23 protein-coding genes and 1 pseudogene are annotated in these 23,616 nt (G+C 68.8%); 20 read left to right on the top strand and 4 right to left on the bottom strand.

Annotated elements, in window-relative coordinates:
• Both CIK81_RS04950 and CIK81_RS04945 read right to left on the bottom strand, forming a co-directional pair.
• Positions 1 to 1,016 (bottom strand): annotated as a pseudogene (locus CIK81_RS04950) (serine hydrolase domain-containing protein).
• Positions 1,006 to 1,665, bottom strand: a complete 660-nt coding sequence (locus tag CIK81_RS04945; protein ID WP_114307153.1) for a helix-turn-helix domain-containing protein — start codon at positions 1,663 to 1,665, stop codon at positions 1,006 to 1,008. The pseudogene CIK81_RS04950 and the gene CIK81_RS04945 overlap by 11 nt, the downstream one beginning before the upstream one ends.
• A 93-nt stretch (positions 1,666 to 1,758) precedes the next feature.
• Here CIK81_RS04945 and CIK81_RS04940 point away from each other — a divergent pair, with 93 nt between their 5' ends.
• Genes CIK81_RS04940 through CIK81_RS04920 form a run of 5 tightly spaced genes read left to right on the top strand, consistent with a single transcriptional unit; the run spans position 1,759 to position 6,938 of the window.
• Positions 1,759 to 3,297, top strand: a complete 1,539-nt coding sequence (locus CIK81_RS04940; RefSeq protein WP_114307174.1) for an ABC transporter substrate-binding protein — start codon at positions 1,759 to 1,761, stop codon at positions 3,295 to 3,297.
• A complete protein-coding gene (locus tag CIK81_RS04935; protein WP_114307152.1) occupies positions 3,294 to 4,274 on the top strand; it encodes an ABC transporter permease in 981 nt (326 codons plus the stop codon). Before CIK81_RS04940 ends, CIK81_RS04935 begins: the two co-directional genes overlap by 4 nt.
• Positions 4,271 to 5,152 carry an ABC transporter permease gene (locus CIK81_RS04930; protein ID WP_114307151.1) on the top strand — a complete coding sequence of 294 codons (882 nt, stop codon included), beginning with the start codon at positions 4,271 to 4,273 and terminating at the stop codon, positions 5,150 to 5,152. The genes CIK81_RS04935 and CIK81_RS04930 overlap by 4 nt, the downstream gene beginning before the upstream one ends.
• Positions 5,149 to 5,961, top strand: a complete 813-nt coding sequence (locus CIK81_RS04925) for an ABC transporter ATP-binding protein (protein ID WP_114307150.1) — start codon at positions 5,149 to 5,151, stop codon at positions 5,959 to 5,961. Before CIK81_RS04930 ends, CIK81_RS04925 begins: the two co-directional genes overlap by 4 nt.
• On the top strand, positions 5,958 to 6,938 hold the full coding sequence (locus CIK81_RS04920) for an ABC transporter ATP-binding protein (protein WP_114329564.1): 981 nt from the start codon (positions 5,958 to 5,960) through the stop codon (positions 6,936 to 6,938). Before CIK81_RS04925 ends, CIK81_RS04920 begins: the two co-directional genes overlap by 4 nt.
• 47 nt (positions 6,939 to 6,985) lie before the next feature.
• On the opposite strand, the gene CIK81_RS04915 is transcribed toward CIK81_RS04920, so the two are convergent.
• Positions 6,986 to 7,936 carry an ROK family protein gene (locus CIK81_RS04915; protein ID WP_114307148.1) on the bottom strand — a complete coding sequence of 317 codons (951 nt, stop codon included), beginning with the start codon at positions 7,934 to 7,936 and terminating at the stop codon, positions 6,986 to 6,988.
• 49 nt (positions 7,937 to 7,985) lie between these two features.
• On the opposite strand from CIK81_RS04915, the gene CIK81_RS04910 reads away from it, so the two are divergent.
• On the top strand, positions 7,986 to 8,738 hold the full coding sequence (locus CIK81_RS04910; protein ID WP_114307147.1) for a creatininase family protein: 753 nt from the start codon (positions 7,986 to 7,988) through the stop codon (positions 8,736 to 8,738).
• Positions 8,735 to 9,853, top strand: a complete 1,119-nt coding sequence (locus CIK81_RS04905) for a mandelate racemase/muconate lactonizing enzyme family protein (protein ID WP_114307146.1) — start codon at positions 8,735 to 8,737, stop codon at positions 9,851 to 9,853. Before CIK81_RS04910 ends, CIK81_RS04905 begins: the two co-directional genes overlap by 4 nt.
• A 51-nt stretch (positions 9,854 to 9,904) precedes the next feature.
• Here CIK81_RS04905 and CIK81_RS04900 read toward each other — a convergent pair whose 3' ends face one another.
• Positions 9,905 to 10,636: a hypothetical protein gene (locus tag CIK81_RS04900; protein WP_114307145.1), complete on the bottom strand. Its 732-nt coding sequence runs from the start codon at positions 10,634 to 10,636 to the stop codon at positions 9,905 to 9,907.
• Positions 10,637 to 10,785: 149 nt separating this feature from the next.
• Between CIK81_RS04900 and CIK81_RS04895 the strand changes: the two genes are divergently transcribed.
• The 13 genes from CIK81_RS04895 to CIK81_RS04840 all read left to right on the top strand — a co-directional run bounded on the left by CIK81_RS04895 (position 10,786) and on the right by CIK81_RS04840 (position 23,422).
• Positions 10,786 to 11,460, top strand: coding sequence for a hypothetical protein (locus CIK81_RS04895; protein ID WP_114307144.1), 675 nt, complete (start codon positions 10,786 to 10,788; stop codon positions 11,458 to 11,460).
• 147 nt (positions 11,461 to 11,607) lie between these two features.
• Positions 11,608 to 12,246, top strand: a complete 639-nt coding sequence (locus CIK81_RS04890; RefSeq protein WP_114307173.1) for an ABC transporter permease — start codon at positions 11,608 to 11,610, stop codon at positions 12,244 to 12,246.
• Positions 12,243 to 13,505: an ABC transporter ATP-binding protein gene (locus tag CIK81_RS04885; RefSeq protein WP_114307143.1), complete on the top strand. Its 1,263-nt coding sequence runs from the start codon at positions 12,243 to 12,245 to the stop codon at positions 13,503 to 13,505. The genes CIK81_RS04890 and CIK81_RS04885 overlap by 4 nt, the downstream gene beginning before the upstream one ends.
• Entirely contained in the window at positions 13,498 to 14,274 is a 777-nt protein-coding gene (locus tag CIK81_RS04880) for an ABC transporter permease (protein WP_114307142.1), read from the top strand. Before CIK81_RS04885 ends, CIK81_RS04880 begins: the two co-directional genes overlap by 8 nt.
• Positions 14,275 to 14,276: 2 nt before the next feature.
• Complete coding sequence (locus tag CIK81_RS04875) at positions 14,277 to 15,371, top strand: glycine betaine ABC transporter substrate-binding protein (protein WP_114355462.1); 1,095 nt, start codon at positions 14,277 to 14,279, stop codon at positions 15,369 to 15,371.
• 767 nt (positions 15,372 to 16,138) lie between these two features.
• Complete coding sequence (locus CIK81_RS18325) at positions 16,139 to 16,609, top strand: hypothetical protein (RefSeq protein WP_220224682.1); 471 nt, start codon at positions 16,139 to 16,141, stop codon at positions 16,607 to 16,609.
• Between the two features lie 8 nt (positions 16,610 to 16,617).
• Positions 16,618 to 17,877: an iron ABC transporter permease gene (locus tag CIK81_RS04870; RefSeq protein ID WP_241963974.1), complete on the top strand. Its 1,260-nt coding sequence runs from the start codon at positions 16,618 to 16,620 to the stop codon at positions 17,875 to 17,877.
• A gap of 1 nt (position 17,878) precedes the next feature.
• Positions 17,879 to 18,976: an ABC transporter ATP-binding protein gene (locus CIK81_RS04865; RefSeq protein ID WP_114307140.1), complete on the top strand. Its 1,098-nt coding sequence runs from the start codon at positions 17,879 to 17,881 to the stop codon at positions 18,974 to 18,976.
• Positions 18,973 to 19,287, top strand: a complete 315-nt coding sequence (locus CIK81_RS04860; protein ID WP_114307139.1) for an inositol monophosphatase family protein — start codon at positions 18,973 to 18,975, stop codon at positions 19,285 to 19,287. The genes CIK81_RS04865 and CIK81_RS04860 overlap by 4 nt, the downstream gene beginning before the upstream one ends.
• A gap of 103 nt (positions 19,288 to 19,390) precedes the next feature.
• On the top strand, positions 19,391 to 20,701 hold the full coding sequence (locus CIK81_RS04855; RefSeq protein WP_096166914.1) for an ISL3 family transposase: 1,311 nt from the start codon (positions 19,391 to 19,393) through the stop codon (positions 20,699 to 20,701).
• Positions 20,702 to 20,707: 6 nt separating this feature from the next.
• On the top strand, positions 20,708 to 21,244 hold the full coding sequence (locus tag CIK81_RS04850; RefSeq protein ID WP_114328943.1) for an inositol monophosphatase family protein: 537 nt from the start codon (positions 20,708 to 20,710) through the stop codon (positions 21,242 to 21,244).
• Between the two features lie 89 nt (positions 21,245 to 21,333).
• Positions 21,334 to 22,524, top strand: a complete 1,191-nt coding sequence (locus tag CIK81_RS04845; RefSeq protein WP_114307702.1) for an ABC transporter substrate-binding protein — start codon at positions 21,334 to 21,336, stop codon at positions 22,522 to 22,524.
• Positions 22,472 to 23,422: a GntR family transcriptional regulator gene (locus CIK81_RS04840; protein ID WP_114307701.1), complete on the top strand. Its 951-nt coding sequence runs from the start codon at positions 22,472 to 22,474 to the stop codon at positions 23,420 to 23,422. Before CIK81_RS04845 ends, CIK81_RS04840 begins: the two co-directional genes overlap by 53 nt.
• The last annotated feature ends 194 nt before the right edge of the window (positions 23,423 to 23,616 follow it).

The raw sequence follows: 23,616 nt of genomic DNA, 5'->3' as shown, positions 1-23,616 counted from the left end.
TCAGGCCGGGAGACCGGCCACCGCGCGATGGAACCCCGCCCGCACCAGCTCGAGCCCCCGTGCCTCCCGCGACGGGTGCACTCGGTTCGTCAGCAGCACGGCCCAGCGATCCGCCGCAGGGTCGAGCACCAGGCTGGTCCCGGTGAAGCCCGTGTGCCCGAAGGCCTCGGCGCTGTACTCCTCCCCCAGGTAGGTGCACTGCTCCCGAGGCCACCAGCCCAGCGGACGACCGTCCTCGGCGCCTCGCACATCGCGGTCCATGTCCGAGCTGAACAGCTCGCCGCGAAGCAGTGCCGTGCCGAGGCGGCCCAGGTCGTCCGCGGTGCCGAAGAGTCCGGCATGGCCCGCGATGCCGCCGAGCACCACGGCGTTCTCATCGTGGACCGTGCCTCGCACCAGGTGCCCGCGCCACGGGCAGATCTCCGTGGCGACCGCGCGCTCGGGGTCCACGGGTCCGTACGCCGTCTCGCGCATCCCGAGCGGGCCGGTGATCTCCCGGTCCACGAGCCGGTCCAGTGCCATCCCCGCCGTGCGCTCCGCGACGAGCCCGAGCGCGATGAAGCCCATCGAGGAATAGCACCAGGTGCCGGGCTCGGCGAATCCGAGCTGCCCGAGCGCGTGCAGCAGGGAGTCCCTGTCCTCGTGATCGCGCCATACGGCGTCGGGCCCGGGGCGCCCGAGGTGTGGGTGAGCAGGGAGCGCAGGTCGGCGTGGACCATCGGCCCCTCCGGCCACTCCTCGAGCACCTCGCCCACCGTGGTGCGAAGGCTCAGCTCGCCGCGGTCGACGAGCCGCAGGAGGGCCAGGGCCACGACCGGCTTGGTGATCGAGGCCAGATCGAACAGCGCGTCTGGCCCGATCGGTCGCGCGTCGTCCCGCGCGAAGGTGCCCACCACCCCGCCGCTCTGCGCACCGGCGCTCGAGCCCACTGCCCAGGCGGCCGCGCTGAACCGGCCATCCGCCCGGGCGAGCTCCAGCAGCTCGTGCACCTCGGGGGCGATCCGGTCAGCCGACATCGCGCAGTCCGTCCATCGATTCGCCGAGCGCGCGGGCGTGCCCGGCGAGCAGCTGGGCGGCGGAGTCGTCCTGCGGGCGCAGGAAGGCCATGCCCACCAGCACGAGGAAGGTCGTGCGGTCGACGTCCGTCGGGGCGGCGAGCATCCAGGACGAGGCGGTCGGGTACTCGCCGATCGGCTCACGTCCGGGCTGAGCTCCGGGGGCCCCCTCACCGGCCTCGGACCACACTGCATGCGCCGGCAGCTCGTCCCCCACCCGCAGGGGAAGCGGCAGGCGCTGCGGATTCTCCAGACCCAGCACCACTGCACGACCATCTGCCGCGCTCACCCGCGCCGCGATGTGCCCCGTCGCTCGAGCCAGCGCACCGAGGGAATCCGCGATCACTCCGCCGAGCGGGTCGTAGCGCACCACGGCGGCCGCGAGGCCCTGCAGGCGCGGACCGGGCGTGTAGAGGCCGCGGGCGGGTGAGTGCGCGTAGCCCTGCGAGCAGAGGTCCAGCAGCAGACGCCGAGCAGTGGCCTTGCTCGTGCCGCTGACCTCGGACAGCGCTGCCAGACGTAGGGGTTCCCCCGCGCTGCCGAGAGCGTGCAGCAGTGCCATGACCTTGTCCGCGACGGACCGCGCGGACGTGTTGACGTCGTCTCCCATGCGCACTAGCGTAAGCCATCATCGTTCCGTTCACCGGAATATAGGTTCCATTCAGTGGCATTCATCATCGATGATGAAAGCGAGCATCCCCGCATGACACCTCCCCATCGCCCGACCCGCCGTGACGCGCTGCGTCTGAGCGCCTACGGCACGACCCTCGGTGCCGTGGGGCTCTCCGGAGGATGCGGGAGCAACGCCGAGGCAGGCGACGACACCCGTGCCCTGCGGATCGCCCAGAAGAGCGAACCCACCGGTCTGGACCCGCACCTCGAGAGCGGGCTGGAGGGCATGAACGTCCTGATCAACATCTTCGACACGCTCACCATGCGCGACAGCGACAACGAGCTCGCCCCGCGGCTGGCCACCTCCTGGGAAGCCCTCGACGAGCACCATTGGCGTTTCCGTCTGCGCGACGGTGTCACCTTCCACAACGGCGAGCCCTTCGACGCGGCAAGCGTGAAGTTCTCGATCGAGCGGCTCATCGACCCCGAGACCGAATCGACCATCGTGGAGCTGCGCGCGGTCGACCACGTCGAGATCGTCGACACCCTCACCGTCGACATCGTGATGGCCGATCCCGATCCCGTCATCCCCGAGAAGGTCTCCCTGTTCGGCGGCGTGATGCTTCCACCCGGCCACCTCGAGGAGGTCGGCCCCGAGAAGTTCGCCGCCGAGCCGGTGGGGACCGGACCCTTCCGCTTCGTCTCCTGGCGCAAGGCCCAGCTGCTGCGACTGGAGGCGAACCCCGAGCATTGGAACGGCCGGCCGGTGTTCGACGAGCTCCACTTCACCGCGATGCCCAATGCGGCCTCGGCCCTCGCCGGTATCCAGAGCGACGCGGTGGACATGGTCTCCGCCCTGGACCCGGAGGCCGCGCTCCAGCTCGAGGGCTACAAGGACATCGCACTGGCCAAGTACCCGGGGATCCGCATGTTCTTCGTCGTGCTCGACACCGAGCACGAGATCCTCCGCGACGTGCGCGTGCGCCGAGCGTTGAACCATGCCGTCGACGTCCCCCTGCTCATCGAGGCGGTACTGAACGACTCCGGTCGTGAAGCCGCGACCATCGTGCCGCAGGAGGCCTTCGGCTATCTTCCGGACATCCCACCGCCCGAGCGCGATCCGGATCGTGCCCGGGAGCTGCTCGCCGAGGCCGGATACGGCGACGGGATCGACCTGCGCTTCACGTCGTCGAACGAGGACCGGCTGCTGTGCGAGGCGCTGGCCGGCATGCTCGGCGACGTCGGCGTGACCGTCGACCTGGAGCTGCTCGAGCCAGGCACCTTCGCCGAACGTCTGGAATCCGAGGACCCCTCGTCACTGGGGTCCATGTACCTCACCGGCTCCACCGGCTGGACCCTCGACGGGGGCGCGACCCTGCAGTCCTACATCCGCTCCGACCGCCGGCGCAGCCGCATCCGTTCGACGACGGCTGACGCCCTGATGGACACGATCGAGCAGAACGTCGACCCGGACGTCCGGCTCGAGGCTCTGGCCGAGATGCAGCAGTGGCTTCATGACGAGGCCCCGTTCCTGTTCCTCCACCAGGCGGATCTCGACTTCGCGACCAACGGCGAGATCTCCTGGGAGCCGAACGTCAACGGCACGCTGGCCATGGAGAGCGCCCGATGAGCACCGCTGCCTCCACCCGACCGTCCACTGCGCCCGGGCCAACCTCCCGCGGCCGCCTGCTCCGCGCCGCCCTCACCCGTCTGCTCTCGTCCCTGGGGGTCCTGTGGGCCGCCGTCACCGTCGTCTTCGTGCTCTCACGGGCCTCCGGCGACCCCGTCGCCCAGCTGCTCCCCGAGGACGCCGACCCCACGCAGGTCGCTCAGATGCAGGCCACCCTGGGACTGGACAAGCCCCTGATCGTCCAGTACCTCGACTTCCTGGGCGGGCTGCTGCGCCTCGACCTCGGCGAGTCCCTCCTCTACAACGAGCCGGTCACCTCCCTCATCCTCGAACGCATCCCCGCGACGGCGCTGCTGGCCGCGGCAGCCCTGCTGATCACCGTGGTGGTCGCCTTCCTCGCCGGCTCGATCGCCGCGCTGCGTCGCGGCACCGGCGTGGACCGCATGGTGATGGGCGGCGTACTGGTGGGCCAGTCCACCCCGGCGTTCTGGGTGGGGATCCTGCTGGTGCTGCTGTTCGGCGTGCAGCTGCGACTCCTGCCCGCCGCGGGCTACGGCACCGCGGCCCACCTGGTGCTGCCCGCGACGACCCTGGCGATCTTCTCGGTCGCGGTCGTGGCGCGACTGCTGCGCTCCTCGCTCATCGAGGTGATGGGCCAGGACCACGTGCGCACCGCCCGCGCCAAGGGCGCCGGCGAGATCCGCGTGCTGCTGGGGCATTCCCTGCGCAATGCCTCGATCCCGGTGATCACCGTGCTCGGCCTCGAGCTCGGGGCCCTGCTGGGAGGGGCGATCCTCACCGAGCAGATCTTCAACTGGCCCGGCATCGGCCGGCTCACCATCGACGCCATCAGCTTCCGCGACTTCCCCCTGGTCCAGGGCACCGTGGTGCTCTTCGCCGCGACCTTCATCGTGGTGAACCTGCTGGTGGATCTCTCCTACGCGGTCATCGACCCGCGAGTGAGGACCGAGGCATGAACCCCACCGCCCTTCCCGACCTCTCCCCCACCCGCGCCGATCCCCCGCGGACGAACGGACGACGCCGACGCCTCGACGTGCCGTTGGCGGCATCGACGGCCTTCCTCGGCCTCGTGGTCCTGCTCGCCCTCCTCGGTCACCTGCTCGTGGGGGACCCGAGCGCGCAGAACCTGCTGCAGCGCCTCTCGCCGCCCGGCACGGCGGGCCATGTGCTCGGCACCGACCAGCTGGGTCGTGACGTGCTCGCCCGGCTCGTCGTGGGGAGCCGGATCTCGGTGCTCGTGGGGCTGACCGCAGCGCTGCTCTCCGGCGTGATCGGCTCGACGGTCGGGATCGTCGCGGGCTATGCGGGCGGCTGGACCGACCGCCTGCTCATGCGGCTCACCGACGTGCAGCTGGCCTTCCCGACCCTGCTGCTGGCCCTCGCCGTCATCGGATTCGTGGGCCCGGGCCTGACCACCGTGATCCTGGTGCTCGGCGTCACCGGCTGGGTGTCGTACGCCAGGGTGCTGCGCTCCGAGGTGATCTCCCTGCGCACTCGCGAGTTCGTCGAAGCGGCTCGGGTGATGGGCGTGCCCGCCCACCGCATCATGCTGCGGCACATGCTGCCCAACGTCACCGGCCCTCTCGCCACCATCCTCACCCTGCAGGTGGGCACCGTGATCCTCGCCGAGGCGGCGCTGAGCTTCCTCGGTCTCGGTATCCCGGCCACGTTCGCCACCTGGGGCTCGATGCTCGCCGACGGCCAGCTGTACATGGGCACCGCCTGGTGGCTCGCCGTGCTCCCGGGCGGTGCGCTGCTGCTGACCGTGCTCTCGATCAACATCGCCGGGGACGCCGTGCGCGACCGGTGGGATCCCAGGACGTACACCTCATGACCACTCCACCCCTGCTCGAGATCTCCGACCTGCACATCTCCTTCTCCTCGCGCCGCACCGAGGTGGCAGCCGCGCGGGGCATCGACCTCGCCGTCGAGGAGGGCCGCACCCTCGCCCTCGTCGGCGAATCCGGCTCCGGGAAATCCAGCACCGCCCTGTCGGTGCTGCGGCTGAACCCCGAGCCGCCGGCCACGTACCCGCGCGGCGAGATCCGCTTCGAGGGCACCGACCTGCTGGCGCTCCCCCCGAAGCAGCTCAGGGCGGTGCGCGGGCGGGACATCTCGATGGTGTTCCAGGACCCGATGGCCACGCTGAACCCGCTGCGCACCGTCGGCAGCCAGCTCATGGAGGTGATGAGCATCCATCGCACCGGGGATCGGAACGAGCGTCGGCGGCGGATGCTCGAGGCGCTCGAGCAGGCCAGGGTGCCGGAGCCCGAGAAGCGCGCAGCCCAGTATCCGCACCAGCTCTCCGGCGGCCTGCGCCAGCGGGTCATGATCGCCATGGCTCTCATGAGCCGCCCGCGCCTGCTGATCGCCGACGAGCCGACCACCGCGCTGGACGTGACGACCCAGGCGGAGATCCTCGATCTCCTGCGCACGCTGCAGGTCGAGACGGGCATGGGGATCCTGCTGATCACCCACGACCTCGGAGTGGTCGCCTCGGTCGCCGACCGGGTGGCCGTGCTGCACGACGGCGTGCTGGTCGAACAGGGCGAGGTGCTCCAGGTGTTCGAGGAGCCGCGCGCCGACTACACCCGTGGTCTCCTCGCCGCGACGCCGCGCCTCGAGATCGGAGCCCCCGCATGAGTCCCCTCGACACCGCCTCCCCCGGGACGGCCGACGACCCTGCCGCCGAGGGCCCCGACGACAGCCCGGTGATCAGCCTCCTGGGCATCGGCAAGACGTTCCGCCGCGGACACCGCTCCGCCCCGGTGCTCACCGACATCGACCTCGACATCCACGCTGGCGAGACCCTCGCGCTCGTCGGGGAATCCGGCTCCGGAAAAACCACGTTGGCCCGCATCGTCGTGGGCCTCGTCGAGCCGACCGACGGCCAGGTGCTCACCCTCGGCGAGGATCTCAGGACTGGTCGGCGACGGGCCTCCACCCAGCAGGCTCGCGCCGTGCAGATGGTCTTCCAGGACCCGTACGCAAGCATGAACCCGCGGATGCGGATCCGGGACGTGATCGCCGAAGGGCTGATCACCCATCGCCGTCGTGAGCTCGGCTCCGACGGCGTCCGCCGAGAAGTGGGGCGGCTGCTCGAGGCCGTCGATCTCGACCCTGATCTCGCCCGCCGCTTCCCGCACGAGTGCTCGGGTGGCCAGCGACAGCGCATCGCGATCGCCCGCGCCCTGGCGCTCGAACCGCGGCTCCTGGTGCTCGACGAGCCCACCAGCGCCCTGGACGTCTCGGTGCAGGCGACGATCCTGGAGCTGCTGCGCGAGCTGCAGGAGCGCACCGGGGTCGCCTACCTCTTCGTCAGCCACGATCTCGCCGTGGTCTCCGGGATCGCCGACAGGGTCGCCGTGATGGCGGACGGTCGGATCGAGGAGATCGGGCCGTGCCGGGAGGTGCTGTCGGCCCCCTCCTCAGCTGTCACCCGACGCCTGCTGGGCTCGATCGCCCATCCCGACCCGCGGCGTGCGAACCCCGCGTTCGCCGCCGGGGCGGCCGGGGCGGCCGAAGCCGAAGCTCACGGGACGGCAGCCGCACCGGCACCGGCACCGGCACCGGCACCGGCACCGGCTAAGCCTCGCGCGGAGTCCGAGGACGACGGATGACCCCGGAATCGGGGCGCCCGGTCCCCTGCGCCTCTCGCCGGATGATGTCAGCCGATGGAGGGGAGCCCGCGGTGCAGCAGCAGCGCCACCCCGCCCAGCAGCGTGGCATCGTCCTCGACCAGCGAGGTCGTGACCAGGCGCGGCTCGATCTCTCCGCCGGTGCGGGACAGGTCCCGCAGGGTGTCCAGGATCGTGTCCCGGAAGCCGTCCGAGGCCTGCGCTGCCTCCCCGTGCAGGATGAACAGCCCGGGCATGCACAGCTGCTGGATGTTCGCCAGGCCCACGGCGATGTTCCGGGCGTACTCCGTGACCACGGCGGCCGCCCTCGGGTCCTGCGCGGCACGCCTCTCCCAGGCCGGGAGATCGTGCTCGGGAAAGCCCAGGGTCTCCGCCTGCTCACGCAACCAGGCGGTCGTCGCGATCGTGCGCCAGCAACCCCGCTTCCCGCAGCTGCAGGCGATCTGTCCGCTGGCCACCGTCATGTGCGCCCCGCTGCGCCCTCCGTCGGGAGCCAGGATCATGCCCTGGTAGAGGATGCCCACCCCGAGGGTGCGCCCGGTCGCGACGGACGCGAAGGTCTCCTCCCCCTGGCCGGCCCCGAAGTAGTGGTCGCCCTGGACCTGCAGACGAGCCCGGTGCTCGAGCAGCGTCGGTGCATCGACCACCGCGCTCAGATGCTCCGCGATCGCGCAGCCCTCGAGGCTCGGCATGTCCACGACCTGCACCATCGTTCCGCGGGCGGTGTCCAGCACGCCTCCTGCGGAGATCACGCACCCGCCCAGTCGGCTGCTGCGCGTCAGTCCCGCCGCGACCCGGTCGACCTCGGCCAGGATCTCCGATCGCGGGGCCGCCGGGTCGAAGGTCAGCTCCCGCCGCGCCCGGAAGCGGCCGGTGGGGTCGATCAGCGCCCCGTGGACCCGCCCCGGCAGGAGCTCCAGGGCGAGATAGGAGCCGTTCCGTGAAGCGGGCGGCTCGAAGGACAGGACTCGACCGGACATGCGCACACAGTAGTCGCGCCGCCCTGCCACCACGACGAAGGAGGACCCCGTGCACCGACTGACCGGACTGCGACGCCAAGAGGTCGCCGACCTCGCCCCCGGCAGCGTCGCCGTGCTGCCGATCGGCTCCCTCGAGCAGCACGGCGAGCACCTGCCGCTGGGCACCGACTCCCTGCTCGTGGAGGCTGTCGTCGACCGCGCCCTCGGCGAGCGCGACGAGGTGGTGCTGTGCCCCACGCTGCCCTACGGATTCAGCGGGCACCACCAGTTCGCCGTCGCTCTCAGCCTTCCCCCGAGAACACTGCTCGACGTGCTCTCCGCCCTTCTGGACTCCCTGGTCGCCGCAGGTTTCCGCCGCATCCTCGTGGTCAACGGGCACGGCGGGAACGTCGAGATGATGAGCCAGGCCGTGAAGCTCGCCGCTCTCGAGCATCCGATCCTCGCCGCCTGCTGCAGCTACTGGCAGCTGCTGGAACCCGCACCCGACGCGCCCGGGCATGCCGGCGCGTTCGAGACCGCTCTGATGAGCTCCGCCCATCCCGAGCTCGTGGCCCCCGACGGCCACGGCCCGAGCGAGCTCCCGCTGTTCGATCAGGAGCTGGTACCGGGCCTCCACCTCGAACGTCACGGGGAATGGCCGCGCACCGGCGGGGTCACCGACCCGCCCGGGGCGGGCGACCCCGCTCGTGGCGACGCCGAGCTCACCGACGCCGCGACCGCTCTGCAGGCCTGCATCGACGCGATGCTCACCACCTCGCTGCCCGATACGGCAGGGATCCCTGACGAAGGAGAGACCGCATGAAGATCATCGACCTCGAGGTCAGCGTGGTGAACCTGCCGATGCGCAAGGGGTTCACCTCGTCGTTCGAGACCAAGCAGGGAGAGACCCGCACGATCGTGCGCATGACCACCGACGATGGCCTGGTCGGGTGGGGCGAGACGATGTGGGGGGCGCCCGTCGCCCGGCTCGTGCGCCAGCTGGCCGATGACGTGATCGGCACCGACCCACGCGCCCTGGAGGCCTTCCATGGCCGCCACCGCATGCTGCCCTTCTTCCACGGCTACCTCGGCTACGCGGCCCTCGCCGCGATCGACGTGGCCTGCTGGGATCTGCTCGGCAAGGCCGCAGGGATGGGCGTCGTGGACCTCCTCGGAGGTCGCGTGCGCGATCAGATTCCCCTGACCGCGCTCATCACCCGCTCCGACGGCGACGAGCGCGATTACCCCGGCTCGCTCGCCGACGCCACCGAGCAGGTCGTCGCCGAGAACGGTTTCACCGCCGTGAAGCTCAAGGGCAGCACCGACGCCCGGGCCGACGTGGCGATCATGCAGGCCCTGCGCGAGCGGCTCCCCGAGGTGGAGCTGAGGGTGGACCCCAATGCCGCGTGGAGCGTGCCCGAGTCGATCCGGGCCGGCCATGCCCTGGAGCCCTTGGGGCTGGAGTACCTCGAGGATCCCTGCCAGGGGCTCGAGCAGATGGCCCGGGTGGCCGAGGCGGTGCGCATCCCGCTGTGCACGAACATGTGCGTGGTGCGCTGGGAGGATCTCGCCCCTGCCGTGCGTCTGAACGCCGTGCAGGTCATCCACGGCGATGTCTACAAGTGGGGCGGCATCGCGACCACGAAGCATCTCGCCGCCCACTGCGACGCCTTCGGGCTGGGCATGAACCTCCACAGCGGCGGCGAGCTGGGCATCGCCACCGCCGCCCACCTCGCGATCGTGGCCAGCACCCCCGTGCTCTCCAGTGCGATCGACTCGATGTACTACCTGCACGACGACGACATCATCGACCCCCTGCCCTTCGAAGGCGGCTGCCTCCGCGTGCCCGAGGGGGTGGGCCTCGGCGTCGAGGTCGACGAGGAGAAGCTCGCCCACTACACCGACCTCAACGCACGAGAGGGTGACTACACGGGGTGAGGATGTCGACCTGAGCGGCCTGCACGACGGCAGCTCAGGGGGTCGGCGGCTTCAGTGACGGTTGTTGTACCGACGGGCCTGTGCGACCTGCGCCTTGCGGATCTCCGCATCCTCGCGATCGCGCTTCCTCACATCCATCGCTCGGGTGCTGAAGTACGACGGTCCACGGGCCGCTGCTTCCCGGGCCCCGCGCTCCTCACGGGCAGCTGCCCGCCGTCTCTGTGTCCTCCACGCCGCGGCGCCGCCCGCCGCAAGCGCTCGTGCGCCGGTGGCAGTGGCCCGCCCGACCCTGCGGAAGTCGTCGTCACGGCGCTGCGACGACGCGCCTGCGGGCTGAGTGGCGTCCTGCTCAGGAGCCGGCGAGGAGGGGTACGTGGCAGGCGGCTGCGGGGATCCCGACGGGCGATCCGACGCCCGCGCGAGACGGTGGCGGTACATCACCAGCACGCCGGAGGCGACACCCCCGACCAACGCGCACAGACCGACCAGCAGAGCGCCGAATGCAGCTAGCAAGGTGGACACGGCGGTGGGCTGGGAGATCGACGCGACGGCGGCGACCAGGGCGATCAGGAGGGCCGCCGCAGAGGCGGCGAGGCCCAGGAATCCTGCCCATGGCACACGGCGGTACCCGAGGACGGCGCTCGCGCCGAAGGCGGGGACGAGGAGCAGGCCGGTGAAGAACGGCGAGGGGACGCTGAGCAGGGCAGCGAGCCCCAGCGCCACGACCCCTGCGAGGACTGGCCCGGGGGTCGGATGCTCCGCCGTCTCAGCGTGTTGCGTCATGAGCGCTCCTCAGTCGGGGGATGATCGAGGGAGAGCTGCCCGGCGTGGCCCCCGCGGCCCGCGCCCGTCGTCCGCACCAACCCCATGTCGTCACACGTTAACATTGGTGAGCCCCGCGGGGGCGGCCGAACGGCGCAGCACGAGCACCCATGTCTGATCCGTCGACCAAGGAGCGCAACATGCGGTCGGTCCTCTCCCCTGACCTGTCCACGTTCGCAGGGCGCCCTCTCGCCGTGCCGCTCCCGGACGGCTGGGCCTCGACGGGAACCGTCATGGATCGACTCGGCCTCACCCAGTCCCTCGCGACCCAGCTCATGGTCTCCGAGCTGGCCGGAGACCTGGCCGTGCGAGAGTCCGCAGCCGAGACCTCCGAGGAGACGTGGGTGATCCGGGCAGGGTCGAAGCTCCTGATGCCTCACCACGGGCTGGACCTCTTGGCGGACGTCCCGCTGGCGGGCGAGGCCCCGGGCCCCTATATCAACGTGCGCCTGGGGCCCGGAACGCTGACCGATAAACCCGATGACCCTCGCCAGTACGTCGGCTTCCACCGTGCCTTCACCGAGCCCGAGCGCTACGACGCCGCCACGGAATGGTGGTACTTCACGCGTATCGAGGACTGGATCGGACGCCCCTTCGTCGCGTCGCTGGCAGGGTTCGTCACGCTCACGGGACGCATCGCAGGAGCCACCCGTCATCCGACACGAGAGCTCGTGTCCTTCGATGTCGACACGGCCGACGAACATGCCTGCCGCACCTTCTCGGGCACGCGGATCCCGGTCCATCCGGGCGGCCCCGCCTTGAAGGTCCAGCCGCACAGCGTCTGACCGTCGCAGAGCGCAGTACGCAGCACGTTCCAGCCGTTGCCGGCGAGCGCGGGCCGCGCCCGGTGGCACGGCCCGAGGGCCTCCGGGGCCGGGCCGCGCTACCATCGGAGCTGCATCCGTACGCTCAGCGAGGAGGTTGACGTGAACATCGGCGACTTCGTCCGCTCGCGTTCCGATGAGATCCTCTTCGCGGCGTTCCAGCATTTCAGCCTCGTCGCCCAGTCGGTCGTCCTCGCGACCGTGATCGCGATCGTGGTCGCCGCCCTGGTGCACCGCAGCGAGACCGGACGAGGGATCGCCAACACGGTGAGCGCGGTGGGGCTGACGATCCCGTCCTTCGCACTCATCGGCCTCATGGTCGCGCCCTTCGGGTTCGGCGTGACCCCCGCCGTCGTCGTCGTGGTCTTCTTCGCGACGCTGCCGATCCTGCGCAACGCGGTCGTCGGCCTCGCGAACGTGGACCCCGCCCTCGTCGAATCCGCCCGCGGTCTCGGCATGAGCCGGCTGGGCATCTTCCTGCGCGTCGAGCTGCCGCTGGCCTGGCCCGTGATCCTCAGCGGCGTGCGGATCTCCGCGCAGATGGTGATGGGCGTCGCGGCCGTCGCCGCCTACGTCCTCGGGCCCGGCCTCGGCGGTTTCATCTTCCAGGGGCTCTCCCGCCTCGGCGGGGCCGGCGCGACCGAGTCGGTCATCACCGGCACCGTCGGCGTCGTCCTGCTCGCGCTGATCCTCGACCTCATCCTGCTCGGCATCGGCCGGCTCACGACCTCGAAGGGCATCCGATGACTGACATCGACCACACCACCGCCTCGACGGACCAGGAGATCTCCGGCCGCTCGATCCGCCTGGACAACGTCACCAAGCGCTACCCGGGACAGGCCCGTCCCGCCGTCGACGGCGTGACGCTCGAGATCCCCGAGGGCCAGGTGGTCATGCTCGTGGGCCCCTCGGGCTGCGGGAAGACCACGACGCTGAAGATGATCAACCGGCTCATCGAGCCCAGCGACGGCCGCATCATGCTCGGCGACGAGGACGTCACCGCGATCGACGGGGACGAGCTGCGCCGCCGCATCGGCTACGTCATCCAGGCCGGCGGCCTCTTCCCGCACATGAGCGTCGCCCAGAACATCGCCCTGGTGCCCCGCATGCTCCGCTGGGACAAGGCCCGGATCGACGCCCGCATCGACGAGCTGCTCGACCTCGTCGGCCTCGATCCCGAGGTGTACAAGGACCGCTATCCCAAGGAGCTCTCCGGCGGCCAGCAGCAGCGCGTGGGAGTGGCCAGGGCGCTCGCCGCCGACCCACCCGTCCTGCTCATGGACGAACCGTTCGGAGCGGTCGACCCGATCACCCGCCAGCGCCTGCAGGACGAGCTCATCAGCATCCAGCACGAGGTGCGCAAGACGATGGTCATCGTCACCCACGACTTCGACGAGGCCGTGAAGCTCGGCGACTGGATCGTCGTGTTCCGCGAGGGCGCCCAGATCGTCCAGTACGACACCCCCGAACGGATCCTCGCCGAGCCCGCCGACGAGTTCGTCGAGAACTTCATCGGCTCCGGAGCCGCGCTCAAGCAGCTCGCCCTGCGCCGGGTGCGCGAGGTCGAGGTCACCGACGCCGTGGTCGCCGCCGCCGGCGGCGACCCGGCCGACGCCCTGCGCCGCGCGAAGGATGCCGGCCACGACCACGTCGTGGTCACCGACTCCCGGGGCCGCCCCGTCGCCTGGCCCTCTCGTCGTGCCCTGGCCCGTATGGCGCGGCTCCCCACCGAGGTCGACCCGTCGATCCCGCTCGTCGGCTCCGGCGCGACCCTCAACGACGCGCTGGACACCATGCTCGTCTCGAGCGCCGGCGCCACCCTCGTCACCGGTCGCGGCGGCGCCCTCGAAGGGGTCGTGGACGTGGAGACCGTGATGGACGCGATCAGGGCCGCCCGCGAATCCGCCGCCGAGCGCTCGAGCGACGCCCCCGTCGGGACCAACACCGGAACGCTCGATACGGTTCCGGCCGACGACGATGCTGCCGGGACCGTTTCCGATGTCTGAGACCACCACCGAGGACGCCACGACGACCACCGCCGGCAGCGAGACGCTCCGGGGCTGGAAGACGCTCGGCATCCAGATCGCCGTGCTGCTGGCGATCCTCGTCGGCTTCGCGATCTGGCTCCTGGTCGCTCCGCTGACGGAGGCCGAGCGCAACACCCTGAACCCCACCACGCTGCTGAACCTCACCGGCCAGCACCTCGCGCTCACGTTCGTCGCCACCGTGATCGTGCTGCTGATCGCGATCCCGCTCGGGATCCTCTTGACGCGGAGCCCGCTGCGGATCGTGGCCGAGCCCGTGCTCGCGATCGCGAACTTCGGCCAGTCGGCCCCGGCCATCGGTCTCATCGTGCTGCTGGCCATGGCGATCCCCGACGGCTTCCAGGCCTCGATCGTCGCGCTGGTCGCCTATGCCGTGCTGCCGGTCCTGCGCAACACGATGATCGGTATCCGCGGCGTGGACCAGCGGCTGGTCGAGGCCGGCCGCGGCATGGGGATGACCGGGCTCTCCGTGCTCCTGCGGGTCGAGATGCCGCTCGCCGTGCCCGTCATGCTCTCCGGCGTGCGCACCGCGCTCGTGCTCCTGGTGGGCACCGCCTCCCTCGCCGCCTTCGTCAACGGCGGCGGCCTGGGCCTGCTGATCACGACCGGCGTGAACCTCTACCTCTTCACCGTCCTGATCGCCGGTGCCGTGCTGATCGCACTGCTCGCGCTGATGATCGACTGGCTCGGACGCGTCGTCGAGCACGTCGCCCGACCGAAGGGACTGTGACCATGCCCGGCACTCCACGCGACATCACGTCACACGCACCGGCACCGCCGCACGGCCGGCACGGCGGCACGGTGGGCGCGCGCGGCACGACCGGCACGGGCGGTGCCGGTCCGCCTGGGCGCCGAGAGTTCGGTGCGCTCGCCGGGCTGGCCCTGTCCTCCCCCGCCGGCTGCGGCCTGCGCCCGGCCACGGCCTACGTCCCCGAGGTCGCCCCCGGATCGATCACGCCGATCGATGGCCTGCCCGCCGGTGCGAGCATCACCGTGACCGGGAAGAACTTCACCGAGCAGCTGATCCTCGGGAAGATCGGGGTGATCGCCGCGACCGCTGCCGGATTCGACGTCGTCGACCTCACCAACGTGCCCGGCAGCGTGCCCGCCCGCGAGCTCATGACCTCGGGCGAAGCCGACATGAGCTGGGAATACACGGGCACGGCCTGGCTGACGTACATGGGCCAGACCGAGGGCATCCCCGACCAGACCGAGCAGTGGGAGGCCGTGCGGGACATGGACGAACCTGCCGGGCTGACCTGGCTCGAGCCTGCTCCCCTGAACAACACCTATGCCCTCGCCGTGCGCTCGGACGCGGTCGACGAGCTCGGCGGGATCTCGACCCTCAGCGAGCTCGCGGACCTCCCCATCGAGGAGCGCACGCTCTGCGTCGAGGCCGAGTTCAACTCCCGGGCCGACGGGCTGATCCCCCTGCTCGAGACCTACGGCATCCCGCGGGACGACCCCGACGGGGTCCCCGAGGACAACATCAGCATCTACGACACCGGCGCCGTGTACACCGCGACCGCCCGCGGCTCCTGCAACTTCGGCGAGGTCTTCACGACCGACGGTCGGATCGAGAGCCTCGACCTCACGGTGCTCGAGGACGACCTCGGCTACTTCCCCGCCTACAACGTCGCCGCCATACTCAACACGAGCACGCTGGAGACCTACCCCGAGCTCGCCGACGTCTACGACCAGGTGACCCCCGTCCTCACCGACGACGCGCTGCGCACTCTGAACCTGCGGGTCGACGAGAACGGCGAGCTCCCGGCCGACGTCGCCTTCGAGTTCATGGTCGAGCAGGGATTCGTCACGAAGCCCTGACCGGCATCGAGTCTGCCTCCGCGAGCGGGCAGCACGACCACTCTGCACGAAGAAACACCGGGGAGCAGGCGACATAGCAGCCGGCGGCCTCGGCAATCAAGGTTCTGGCCAGATGTCGGCCCGATCATCAGCATCACGAGCAGCGTTGGCCGCGCGCCGCAGTATCCGGACCACTGCATATATCTGGATCCCGACAGTGAGCGGCACGAACCGCTACAGAGCGAGCCAGTACATCAGCAACGACACAGCGAGCACCGCCGCGACCGCTGTCAGGCTCGCCTATGGTCTGTTCACGGTCGTTCGGACTGCTGTCGCCAGGCTCGACGGGCTCCCGACATCGTGGGAGAGACCGCATCGGGCGGCTTCGTCGATGACCGGATCATGCCGACCAGGGAGCAGACGCCGGCGAGCAGCTGGGCTACCGCTCCCGCGTGGATAGCCACGATCCGGACGGTGCACGGCGAGGCAGGTGCAACCTGAGCAAGAAGTCCTGCCCTCCGCATGACTCCGACGCTTGTTGACCGGCGAAGCGAAGAGGCCTCCGAACCACGTCGGAGTCCGGCAAATCCTTGACACCGACCGGACGGCTCGCTAACTTACACAAAAGGTCTTCTATCCAATACGTTTGTTTCGGACAAGGATGTCTCGTGACGACCACCCCTCCTGTTCGCTCGCCTGAGGCGGCTCGCAAGAGCCGGCGCCCTACAGGTCGTCGGCCCCGCACACCGCTGAGCCACCGGCTCAGGCTCTACGCCCGCAACCCAGTCGTGGCCATCGGCGTCGTCGCTCTGGTGCTCTTCACGTACCTGATCGCCGCGCCGATCGTCTCGCTCTTGGTCGACGCCTTCGTGGTGCATCGACAGGACACTGCGATCACCCAGCAAGAGGAGGGAGCCCCGACCTCGTACTACCTCTGGCGGGTCCTCGTCTCGCCACAGGCGGTGTCGATTTTCTGGGAACCGCTCGCGAACACCCTGCTGATCGCGGTCAGCGCGATCATCCTCGCACTCGTGATCGGCGGCTCCGCCGCGTGGCTGCTCGTACGGACGAACATGTGGGGGCGCAAGTGGTTCTCCACGGCCCTGATCGTGCCGTACATGCTTCCCGCCTGGACGTTCGCTCTGGCGTGGGTAACCCTCTTCAAGAACCGCACCACGGGCGGCCAGGCGGGCTGGATGGAGAACCTCGGCCTCGCCATCCGAACTGGCTCTCCTACGGCCGCCTGCCGATCATTCTGATCTTCGCGGTGCACTTCTCGCCGTTTGTCATCATGCTCATCGGCAACGCCCTGAAGAGCTTCGACACGACCCTCGAGGAGTCCTCCCGCCTGCTCGGGGCGTCACGCCTGGCAACCACGTTCAGCATCGTGATCCCTATTCTGCGCCCTGCACTGATCTCCGCGGTCACCTTGATGCTCGCAAAGATCCTCGGCGAGTTCGGCGTCGCCTACATCCTGGGGCTTCCGGTCAACATGAACGTGCTCGCGACCAGCTTGTACCGCAACGTGTACAGCGATCAGAAGGGCTCGGCGGCCGTGATGGTCGCTGCGATCGTCCTCATCGGCGCGCTCTCCCTCTGGGTCGACACACACTTCCTCCGCGAGTCGAAACGGTTCGTCACGATCTCCGGCAAAAGCGGCTCCAGCGGCACGGTGGCACGACTGGGCAAGTCCCGCTGGATCGCGACCCTCGCCTGCACACTTCTTTTCACCGCAAGCGTCGCCATCCCGATCGTGGTCCTCGCCCTGTCCACCGTCATGTGGAACCCCGGCGTGTTCGCCGCCAGCAACTTCACCCTCGACTTCTGGATCGGCAAGGATCTGTCCACGATCGGATTCTCCGAGGGGATCCTTCGAAACTCCGGCGTCTGGCAGGCCGCGTGGAACAGCGTCTGGATCGTGGGGCACGCCGCCACGCTCTCCGGAATCATGGGGCTCTTCGTCGGGTATGTCGTCGTCCGCTCCCCGTCCCCCCTACTCTCCGCGGCGCTGCGCCAGCTCGTGTTCTTCCCCTATCTCGTGCCCGGCATCGCGTTCGCGGTCGCCTACCTCTCGCTGTTCTCGGTGCAGCGCGGCCCGATCCCAGCCCTGTACGGCACCGCGGCGATCCTGGTTCTCATCTACTTCACCGAGCAGATGCCCTTCACGTCCCGCTCCGGGATCTCCGCGATGATGCAGCTGGGCGCTGACCCCGAGGAGTCGGCGCAGATGGCGGGGGCCGGATGGTGGCGCCGGTTCGCCACCATCGTGCTGCCGATCCAGAAGGGCGCTCTGGCCTCCGGCGCGATCATGGCCTTCATCTCCGGGATCAAGAGCCTCAGCCTCGTGGTGATCCTGGCCGTCCCAGGAATGGATGTGCTGACCACCCTGTCGATCCGTCTGCTGGACGTCGGCTACTCGCAAGCCGGAAACGCCGTGGTCCTGCTCATCGCCCTTATCTCTTTCACTGGTACCTACACCGTGCAGAAGGTCATGAAGACCGATCTCGCGCACGGGATCGGAGGATGACGTGCCCGACATCAGCCTGCACAACGTCGTGAAGAACTATGGCGGCGAGACCAATGCGGTCGAGAGCCTGGACCTGCAGATCGACGACGGTGATTTCATGTGTCTGCTCGGCCCTTCCGGCTGTGGGAAGACCACCACCGTACGCATGATCGCTGGGCTCGAAACCGTGACCGAGGGTCGTCTCTCGATCGGAGACCGGGTGGTGGACGAACCGCGCGCGTCGCGGTTCGTCTCCCCCGAGAAGCGCAACATCGGACTCGTCTTCCAGAGCTACGCACTGTGGCCGCACATGTCGGTCGCGGACAACATCGCCTACGGGCTGAAGATCCAGAAGATGTCCTCAGCCGAGCGCGTGAAGCGGGTGGACGAGCTGACGGCCACGATGGGAATCGAGCAGTACCGCGATCGCTTCCCATCCCAGCTCTCCGGCGGCCAGCAGCAACGAGTCGCCCTTGCGCGGATGCTCGCCGTAAATCCAGATCTGATGCTGCTCGACGAGCCACTGTCCAACCTCGATTCGCGCCTGCGCCTGGAGATGCGCGCCGAGCTGAAGCGGATCCACGCCGAGTATGGCGCGACCGTCATTTTCGTGACCCATGACCAGTGGGAAGCGATGACCCTGGCCACCCGTGTCGCGGTCATGAACGAGGGCGTGCTGCAGCAGGTCGGAAGCCCCATGGATATCTACGACCGTCCCGTGAACCGTTTCGTCGCCAACTTCTTGGGCGTGCCACCGATGAACTTCATCGAAACGACCGAGCAGACCCCCCAAGCAACCGCCGTGCGGGAACACCTTGGGCGGCAGATCGAGGATCCGAGCCGGCTGGGTTCAGTAGGGATCCGGCCGGAGTCCTTCGCCGTCGGCATCCCCGGCCGACAGCATCCGGCTGAGCGCCTCGTGCTGACCGGCCGCATCGAGTCCGTAATGCCGACAGGCGGCAGCTGGACCATCGAAGCCTCGGTCGGGTCGCAGCGCATCTATGCGACCACCCTTCAGCGCGGATCGCTCCTCGCGGGCGGCGACATCGACCTGCTCCTTGGAAGTGAACAGATCCACGCATTCGATCTCCACGAGCAAAGAATCGAGGTAGGGGAATGACCAAGAACATCCGAGAACTGAGCGAGTTCACCCAGCGCGTGGCCCAGGAGGCGGGAGCGATCGCCATGGGCGGGTTTCGAAATCGAGACCTCACCATCGACCTCAAGGAGGACTTCCACGACATGGTCACGCAATACGACCGTTCGTGCGAAGACCATATCCGCGCCGCCATCGCAGAGGCCTATCCGGGCTCGCGGATCATCGGGGAGGAGAGCGGAGAGGAGCCCGGTAACGGACCTCTCGCGTGGCACATCGACCCGATCGACGGGACGTCCAATTTCGCCCGGGGCATGGCGGCTCTTCGCAGTTGAGGGGGTAGCTGCGGGGCGTGGGGTGGGCGCGTCGGTGCCGGGATAAACGTCGAGGTCTCCCGATGATGGAAGTTCTCACGCTCGCCATCAGGAAGACCTCGACATGCCCAACGCTACCTTCGGCGACCCCGACCTGACGACCTTCACCCGCCTTGAGGAGCTTGGTCTGGTCGTGGTCGGCCAGAACCTCACGGCCGATCGAGCGGTGCTGGAGTGTCGGGTCGCCGAGGAGGAATCGTGGTGCCGTGCCTGCGGAGGACGGGCGACGTCGCGGGGTTCCATCTCGCGGTCCCTGGCGCATGAGCCGTTCGGCCACCGCCCCACGACGCTTCTGGTGCGAATCCGGCGCTACCGATGTGACCACTGCGGAACCCACTGGCGCGAAGACACCACGGCTGCAGCGGCCGGGCGGGCGAAGCTCTCCCGGGGCGGGACCCGGTGGGCGCTGGAGGCGCTGGTCATCGATCACCTCTCGGTCGCGCGGGTCGCTGCCGGGCTGGGCGTGGCCTGGCACACCGCGAACGACGCCGTCCTGGCCGAGGGGAAGCGCCTGCTGATCGATGACCCGGCCCGCTTCGACGGAGTCCGCGTGATCGGCGTTGATGAGCACGTCTGGCGCCACACCCGCCGCGGCGACAAGTACGTCACCGTGATCATCGATCTCACCTCCGCCAGGGACAAGACCGGGCCGGCGAGGCTGCTGGACATGGTCGAAGGACGCTCCAAGGCGGCATTCAAGGCCTGGCTCGAAGCGCGACCCAAGGCGTGGAAGGACCGCGTCGAGGTCGTCGCGATGGACGGATTCACAGGGTTCAAGACCGCGACGAGCGAGGCCCTGCCCGGCGCGGTCGCGGTCATGGATCCCTTCCACGTCGTCCGCCTCGCCGGGGACGCTCTGGATGACTGCCGGCGGCGGATCCAGCAGAAGCTCCACAAGCGTCGAGGCCGCAAGGACGACCCTCTCTACACGTCCCGCCGCACCCTCCACACCGGGACCAAGCTGCTGACCCAGCGGCAGCGCGAACGCCTCAACGCCCTGTTCGCCCACCACCCTCACGCTGCGGTCGAGGCTACTTGGGAGATCTACCAGGCCATGATCGCCGCCTATCGAGAACCCGACCGGGCCAGAGCCAGATCGAAGATGGAGAAGGTCATCGCGGCCCTCAGGGCGAAGGTCCCAGACACCCTCGTCGAGCTGGGAAAGCTGGGCCGGACGCTGACCAAGCGCGCCGACGACGTCCTGGCGTTCTTCGATCGCCCCGGCACCAGCAACGGGCCGACAGAGGCGATCAACGGACGGCTTGAACACCTCCGCGGCTCCGCCCTCGGCTTCCGAAACCTCACCAACTACGTCGCCCGCAGCCTGCTCGAATCAGGAGGATTCAGAAACCAGCTACACCCTCAGATGCGATGAGCCGGCATGGCCCTCTGGGCAGTCAGCATCGGCGTTGCGCTCGACGGAGAGATAGTCGTCGGTGTCGTCTACGACGCCGCCAACGACCATCTCTTCTGGGCCGACGATCGGGGTGCGTTCCTGGGCGAGGAGCGAATGCACAGCTGGGGCTTCACCGACCCCGCCGCGGCGACAGTTGCCTGTAGCTTCCCCCTCCCGCGGGATCTCGTGCACGAGCCCGAGGTCTCCCTCGCACAGTTCGCCGAGGTCACAAACCAGTTCGCTCAAATCAGAGCCCTTGGAAGCAGCTGCATCGCACTGTGCTGGGTCGCGGCCGGATGGCTCGATGCAACGATCTCGTTCGAGGCACACTCCTGGGACGTCGCCGCCTCGGCATTCATCGTCAGACAAGCAGGCGGCAGTTACCGGACCTATCTTCACGGCGAGGAGCTTCCGGCAACGCGAGACTACGAGAACCCGCATTACTACGCTTCCGTGCCGGGAGCGAGCTTCGAGATCCTCGAGCGCATCATGCGCCACCAGAGCAAACGGCCGCTTCCGTGAAAGCTCGAGCCGGCGGCACCCCGCACCCCACTCGGCTCTCGGAGCCGTGTACGACAAACGAGAACACCAACAACACAGGAGTTGGATCGATGATGAACCATATTTCGCGCAGAGCCGTCGGAGGCATCGCCCTGACCGCCGCATTCGGCCTCTCCGTCGCTGCCTGCGCGCCGCCCGGTGCCGATGATCCAGGGGAGGCGAAGGAGGACGAGCGCGAGGACATCGAGCTGCAGGATGATGAGACAGCGGACGGCTTCGATCTCGACGCTCTCGTGAAGGCCGCGCAGGACGAGGGACCGATCACGATCTATGACGAAACAGGGAAGGTCGAGCAGATCGCGGAAGCCTTCAGCGAGAAATACGAGATCAAGGCCAACGGCGTAAAGATCGAGACGAATACAATCGACAAGATCAAGCGAGAGAGCGAATCGGGGAACATCATCGCCGATATCCTCGCGATCTCCGAGCCGCCCGCCGTGTATGCCGAGCTCCTGAAGGACGGGATCCTCACCAACTGGGTGCCCGGCGATACGTACGACAAGCTCCCGGAGGAGGCCCGCTACCCATACCTCACCAGCGGGAACTGGCTCTGGTGGGCCTACAGCACCGAAGCGTACGGGGACACGTCCCCGATCTCCAACGTCTGGCAGCTGACCGAGGAGGATTGGAAGGGCAAGATCGCCATACCGGACCCGGAGGCCCGGGCGATGTACACGAACATCTGGAACCAATCAGCGCGTGACCATGCGGACGAGTGGTCCGAGGCATATGAGGACCTGTTCGGCGAGAAGCTCGAGACCGACGAGCCCTCGGCCTTCCACGAATGGCTCAAGCGTCTCGCGAGCAACTCGCCCGCCGTGTTCAAGAGCGACGAGGAGGTCTCCGAGGCCGTCGGCGCCCCCGGCCAGCAGGACCCTCCGGTCGGACTGATGGCAGCGGCAAAGTTCCGGAACAACGAGGAGAAGGGGTACTTTCTCGCCCCCGCAGACGGCCTCGCCCCCTACGTCGCCGGCCCGATGCCGCAGACGATGCAGTACGTCACGAAGTCGAAGAGCCCCAACGCCGCGAAGCTGTACATCCACTTCGCGACAAGCCAGGAGGGCATGGAATTCATCATGCCCGACGGCAAACGGTCCTACAATCCCGACGTGAAGCCCACGGAGGATCCCCACGGCATCGAGGAACTCCTGGACCAGACTCAGGACTTCAGCACGAAGTACCTCGAAGATGATTTCAAGAATACTGTTCAGTGGCAGGATTTCTGGCGCTCGAACCGGTGAAGATCGTGATGCACTGTCCGAGCGTTATCGCGGATGGGGGCAAGCCTCGATCATGGTGTGCGAGGGTGTCCGCCCGAGGCGAGGGAGGAGCCGCCGAACCACGGCGTGCGGCGAGCGCAGGCGACGACGAATGGAGACCGCCACGATGAAAGTACCGTTCCGGCGAGCGTTCGTACCGGTCGACCACTCCACATCGATCCCATTGAACACTCAGATCGTCCTGCAATTCGAGGAGGCGTTGCGAGCGGGGATGCTCTCGGAAGGCGATCAGCTACCCTCCGAGTTGGATCTCGGCAAGGGATTTCAGGTCTCCAGGACCACGCTCCGACGCGCTATGGCGCGTCTGGAGGAGCGCGGGGCGATCCTCCGCGAGCGCGGCCGCGGCAAAGGCACGACGGTGGTCCACGCGGAACCGATCACGCGTTCCCCGGGGACCACCACGACGCTGTACGAGATGATCGCCGCGTCGTCCCGGCTGCCGATCACGACGCTCCTGACCTACGAGCATCACCTGGTCGACGAGACGTTCTCGGTCACCAGCGGCTTCTCCGTCGGGACCCGCGTCATCCATATCCTGCGCCATCGCAGCGCCAACGCGGAGCCGATCGCCGTGCTCGAGAACTGGATCCTCGAGGACCACGTGACCTTCGCGCCAGAGCGCCTCGGAATGGAGAGCATGGAGATGCTCCTGCAGGAGGGCGGGGTGCGCCAGCGACGCGTGCTCTTCGAGTACCGGGCGACCGTCGCTGGTGACCATGCGGAGTTCCTCGGCGTCTCCGCCGACACTCCCGTCATCGACGAGATCCGGCACGTGCACGATAACGAGGGGCAGTACGAATACTCCCACCATGTCAGCCATCCCGAGAACGAGCGGGTGCGCGGCGCCATCACTCCATGAGGAGACCTTCGAGGCACGAACGACGGCTTACGCCGGGCCGCGGGTCGGCCCCTCGCTCCCTGCCAACGCTGCGCAGCAGACGCAGGGAGCGCTTGAGCGCCTTGCCGTCGAGGAGGTCGGCAGGACGTCGACGATCTCCCATTCCGGGGGTGCCTTGAAGCCCGCGAGCAAGTTCGCGCAGCGCGTGCGCAGTT

The organism is Brachybacterium sp. JB7 (assembly GCF_003335205.1).
In the GTDB taxonomy this organism is placed as follows: Bacteria; Actinomycetota; Actinomycetes; order Actinomycetales; family Dermabacteraceae; genus Brachybacterium; species Brachybacterium alimentarium.
This window is presented reverse-complemented; position numbering and strand designations above follow the sequence as displayed.

Excerpts from the sequence above, each read along its gene's own strand:
- CIK81_RS04945 (WP_114307153.1), bottom strand. The coding sequence starts at position 1,665 with ATGGGAGACGACGTCAACACGTCCGCGCGGTCCGTCGCGGACAAGGTC.
- CIK81_RS04940 (WP_114307174.1), top strand. The coding sequence starts at position 1,759 with ATGACACCTCCCCATCGCCCGACCCGCCGTGACGCGCTGCGTCTGAGC.
- CIK81_RS04935 (WP_114307152.1), top strand. The coding sequence starts at position 3,294 with ATGAGCACCGCTGCCTCCACCCGACCGTCCACTGCGCCCGGGCCAACC.
- CIK81_RS04930 (WP_114307151.1), top strand. The coding sequence starts at position 4,271 with ATGAACCCCACCGCCCTTCCCGACCTCTCCCCCACCCGCGCCGATCCC.
- CIK81_RS04925 (WP_114307150.1), top strand. The coding sequence starts at position 5,149 with ATGACCACTCCACCCCTGCTCGAGATCTCCGACCTGCACATCTCCTTC.
- CIK81_RS04920 (WP_114329564.1), top strand. The coding sequence starts at position 5,958 with ATGAGTCCCCTCGACACCGCCTCCCCCGGGACGGCCGACGACCCTGCC.
- CIK81_RS04915 (WP_114307148.1), bottom strand. The coding sequence starts at position 7,936 with ATGTCCGGTCGAGTCCTGTCCTTCGAGCCGCCCGCTTCACGGAACGGC.
- CIK81_RS04905 (WP_114307146.1), top strand. The coding sequence starts at position 8,735 with ATGAAGATCATCGACCTCGAGGTCAGCGTGGTGAACCTGCCGATGCGC.
- CIK81_RS04900 (WP_114307145.1), bottom strand. The coding sequence starts at position 10,636 with ATGACGCAACACGCTGAGACGGCGGAGCATCCGACCCCCGGGCCAGTC.
- CIK81_RS04895 (WP_114307144.1), top strand. The coding sequence starts at position 10,786 with ATGTCTGATCCGTCGACCAAGGAGCGCAACATGCGGTCGGTCCTCTCC.
- CIK81_RS04885 (WP_114307143.1), top strand. The coding sequence starts at position 12,243 with ATGACTGACATCGACCACACCACCGCCTCGACGGACCAGGAGATCTCC.
- CIK81_RS04880 (WP_114307142.1), top strand. The coding sequence starts at position 13,498 with ATGTCTGAGACCACCACCGAGGACGCCACGACGACCACCGCCGGCAGC.
- CIK81_RS04875 (WP_114355462.1), top strand. The coding sequence starts at position 14,277 with ATGCCCGGCACTCCACGCGACATCACGTCACACGCACCGGCACCGCCG.
- CIK81_RS04860 (WP_114307139.1), top strand. The coding sequence starts at position 18,973 with ATGACCAAGAACATCCGAGAACTGAGCGAGTTCACCCAGCGCGTGGCC.
- CIK81_RS04855 (WP_096166914.1), top strand. The coding sequence starts at position 19,391 with ATGCCCAACGCTACCTTCGGCGACCCCGACCTGACGACCTTCACCCGC.
- CIK81_RS04850 (WP_114328943.1), top strand. The coding sequence starts at position 20,708 with ATGGCCCTCTGGGCAGTCAGCATCGGCGTTGCGCTCGACGGAGAGATA.
- CIK81_RS04845 (WP_114307702.1), top strand. The coding sequence starts at position 21,334 with ATGATGAACCATATTTCGCGCAGAGCCGTCGGAGGCATCGCCCTGACC.
- CIK81_RS04840 (WP_114307701.1), top strand. The coding sequence starts at position 22,472 with ATGATTTCAAGAATACTGTTCAGTGGCAGGATTTCTGGCGCTCGAACC.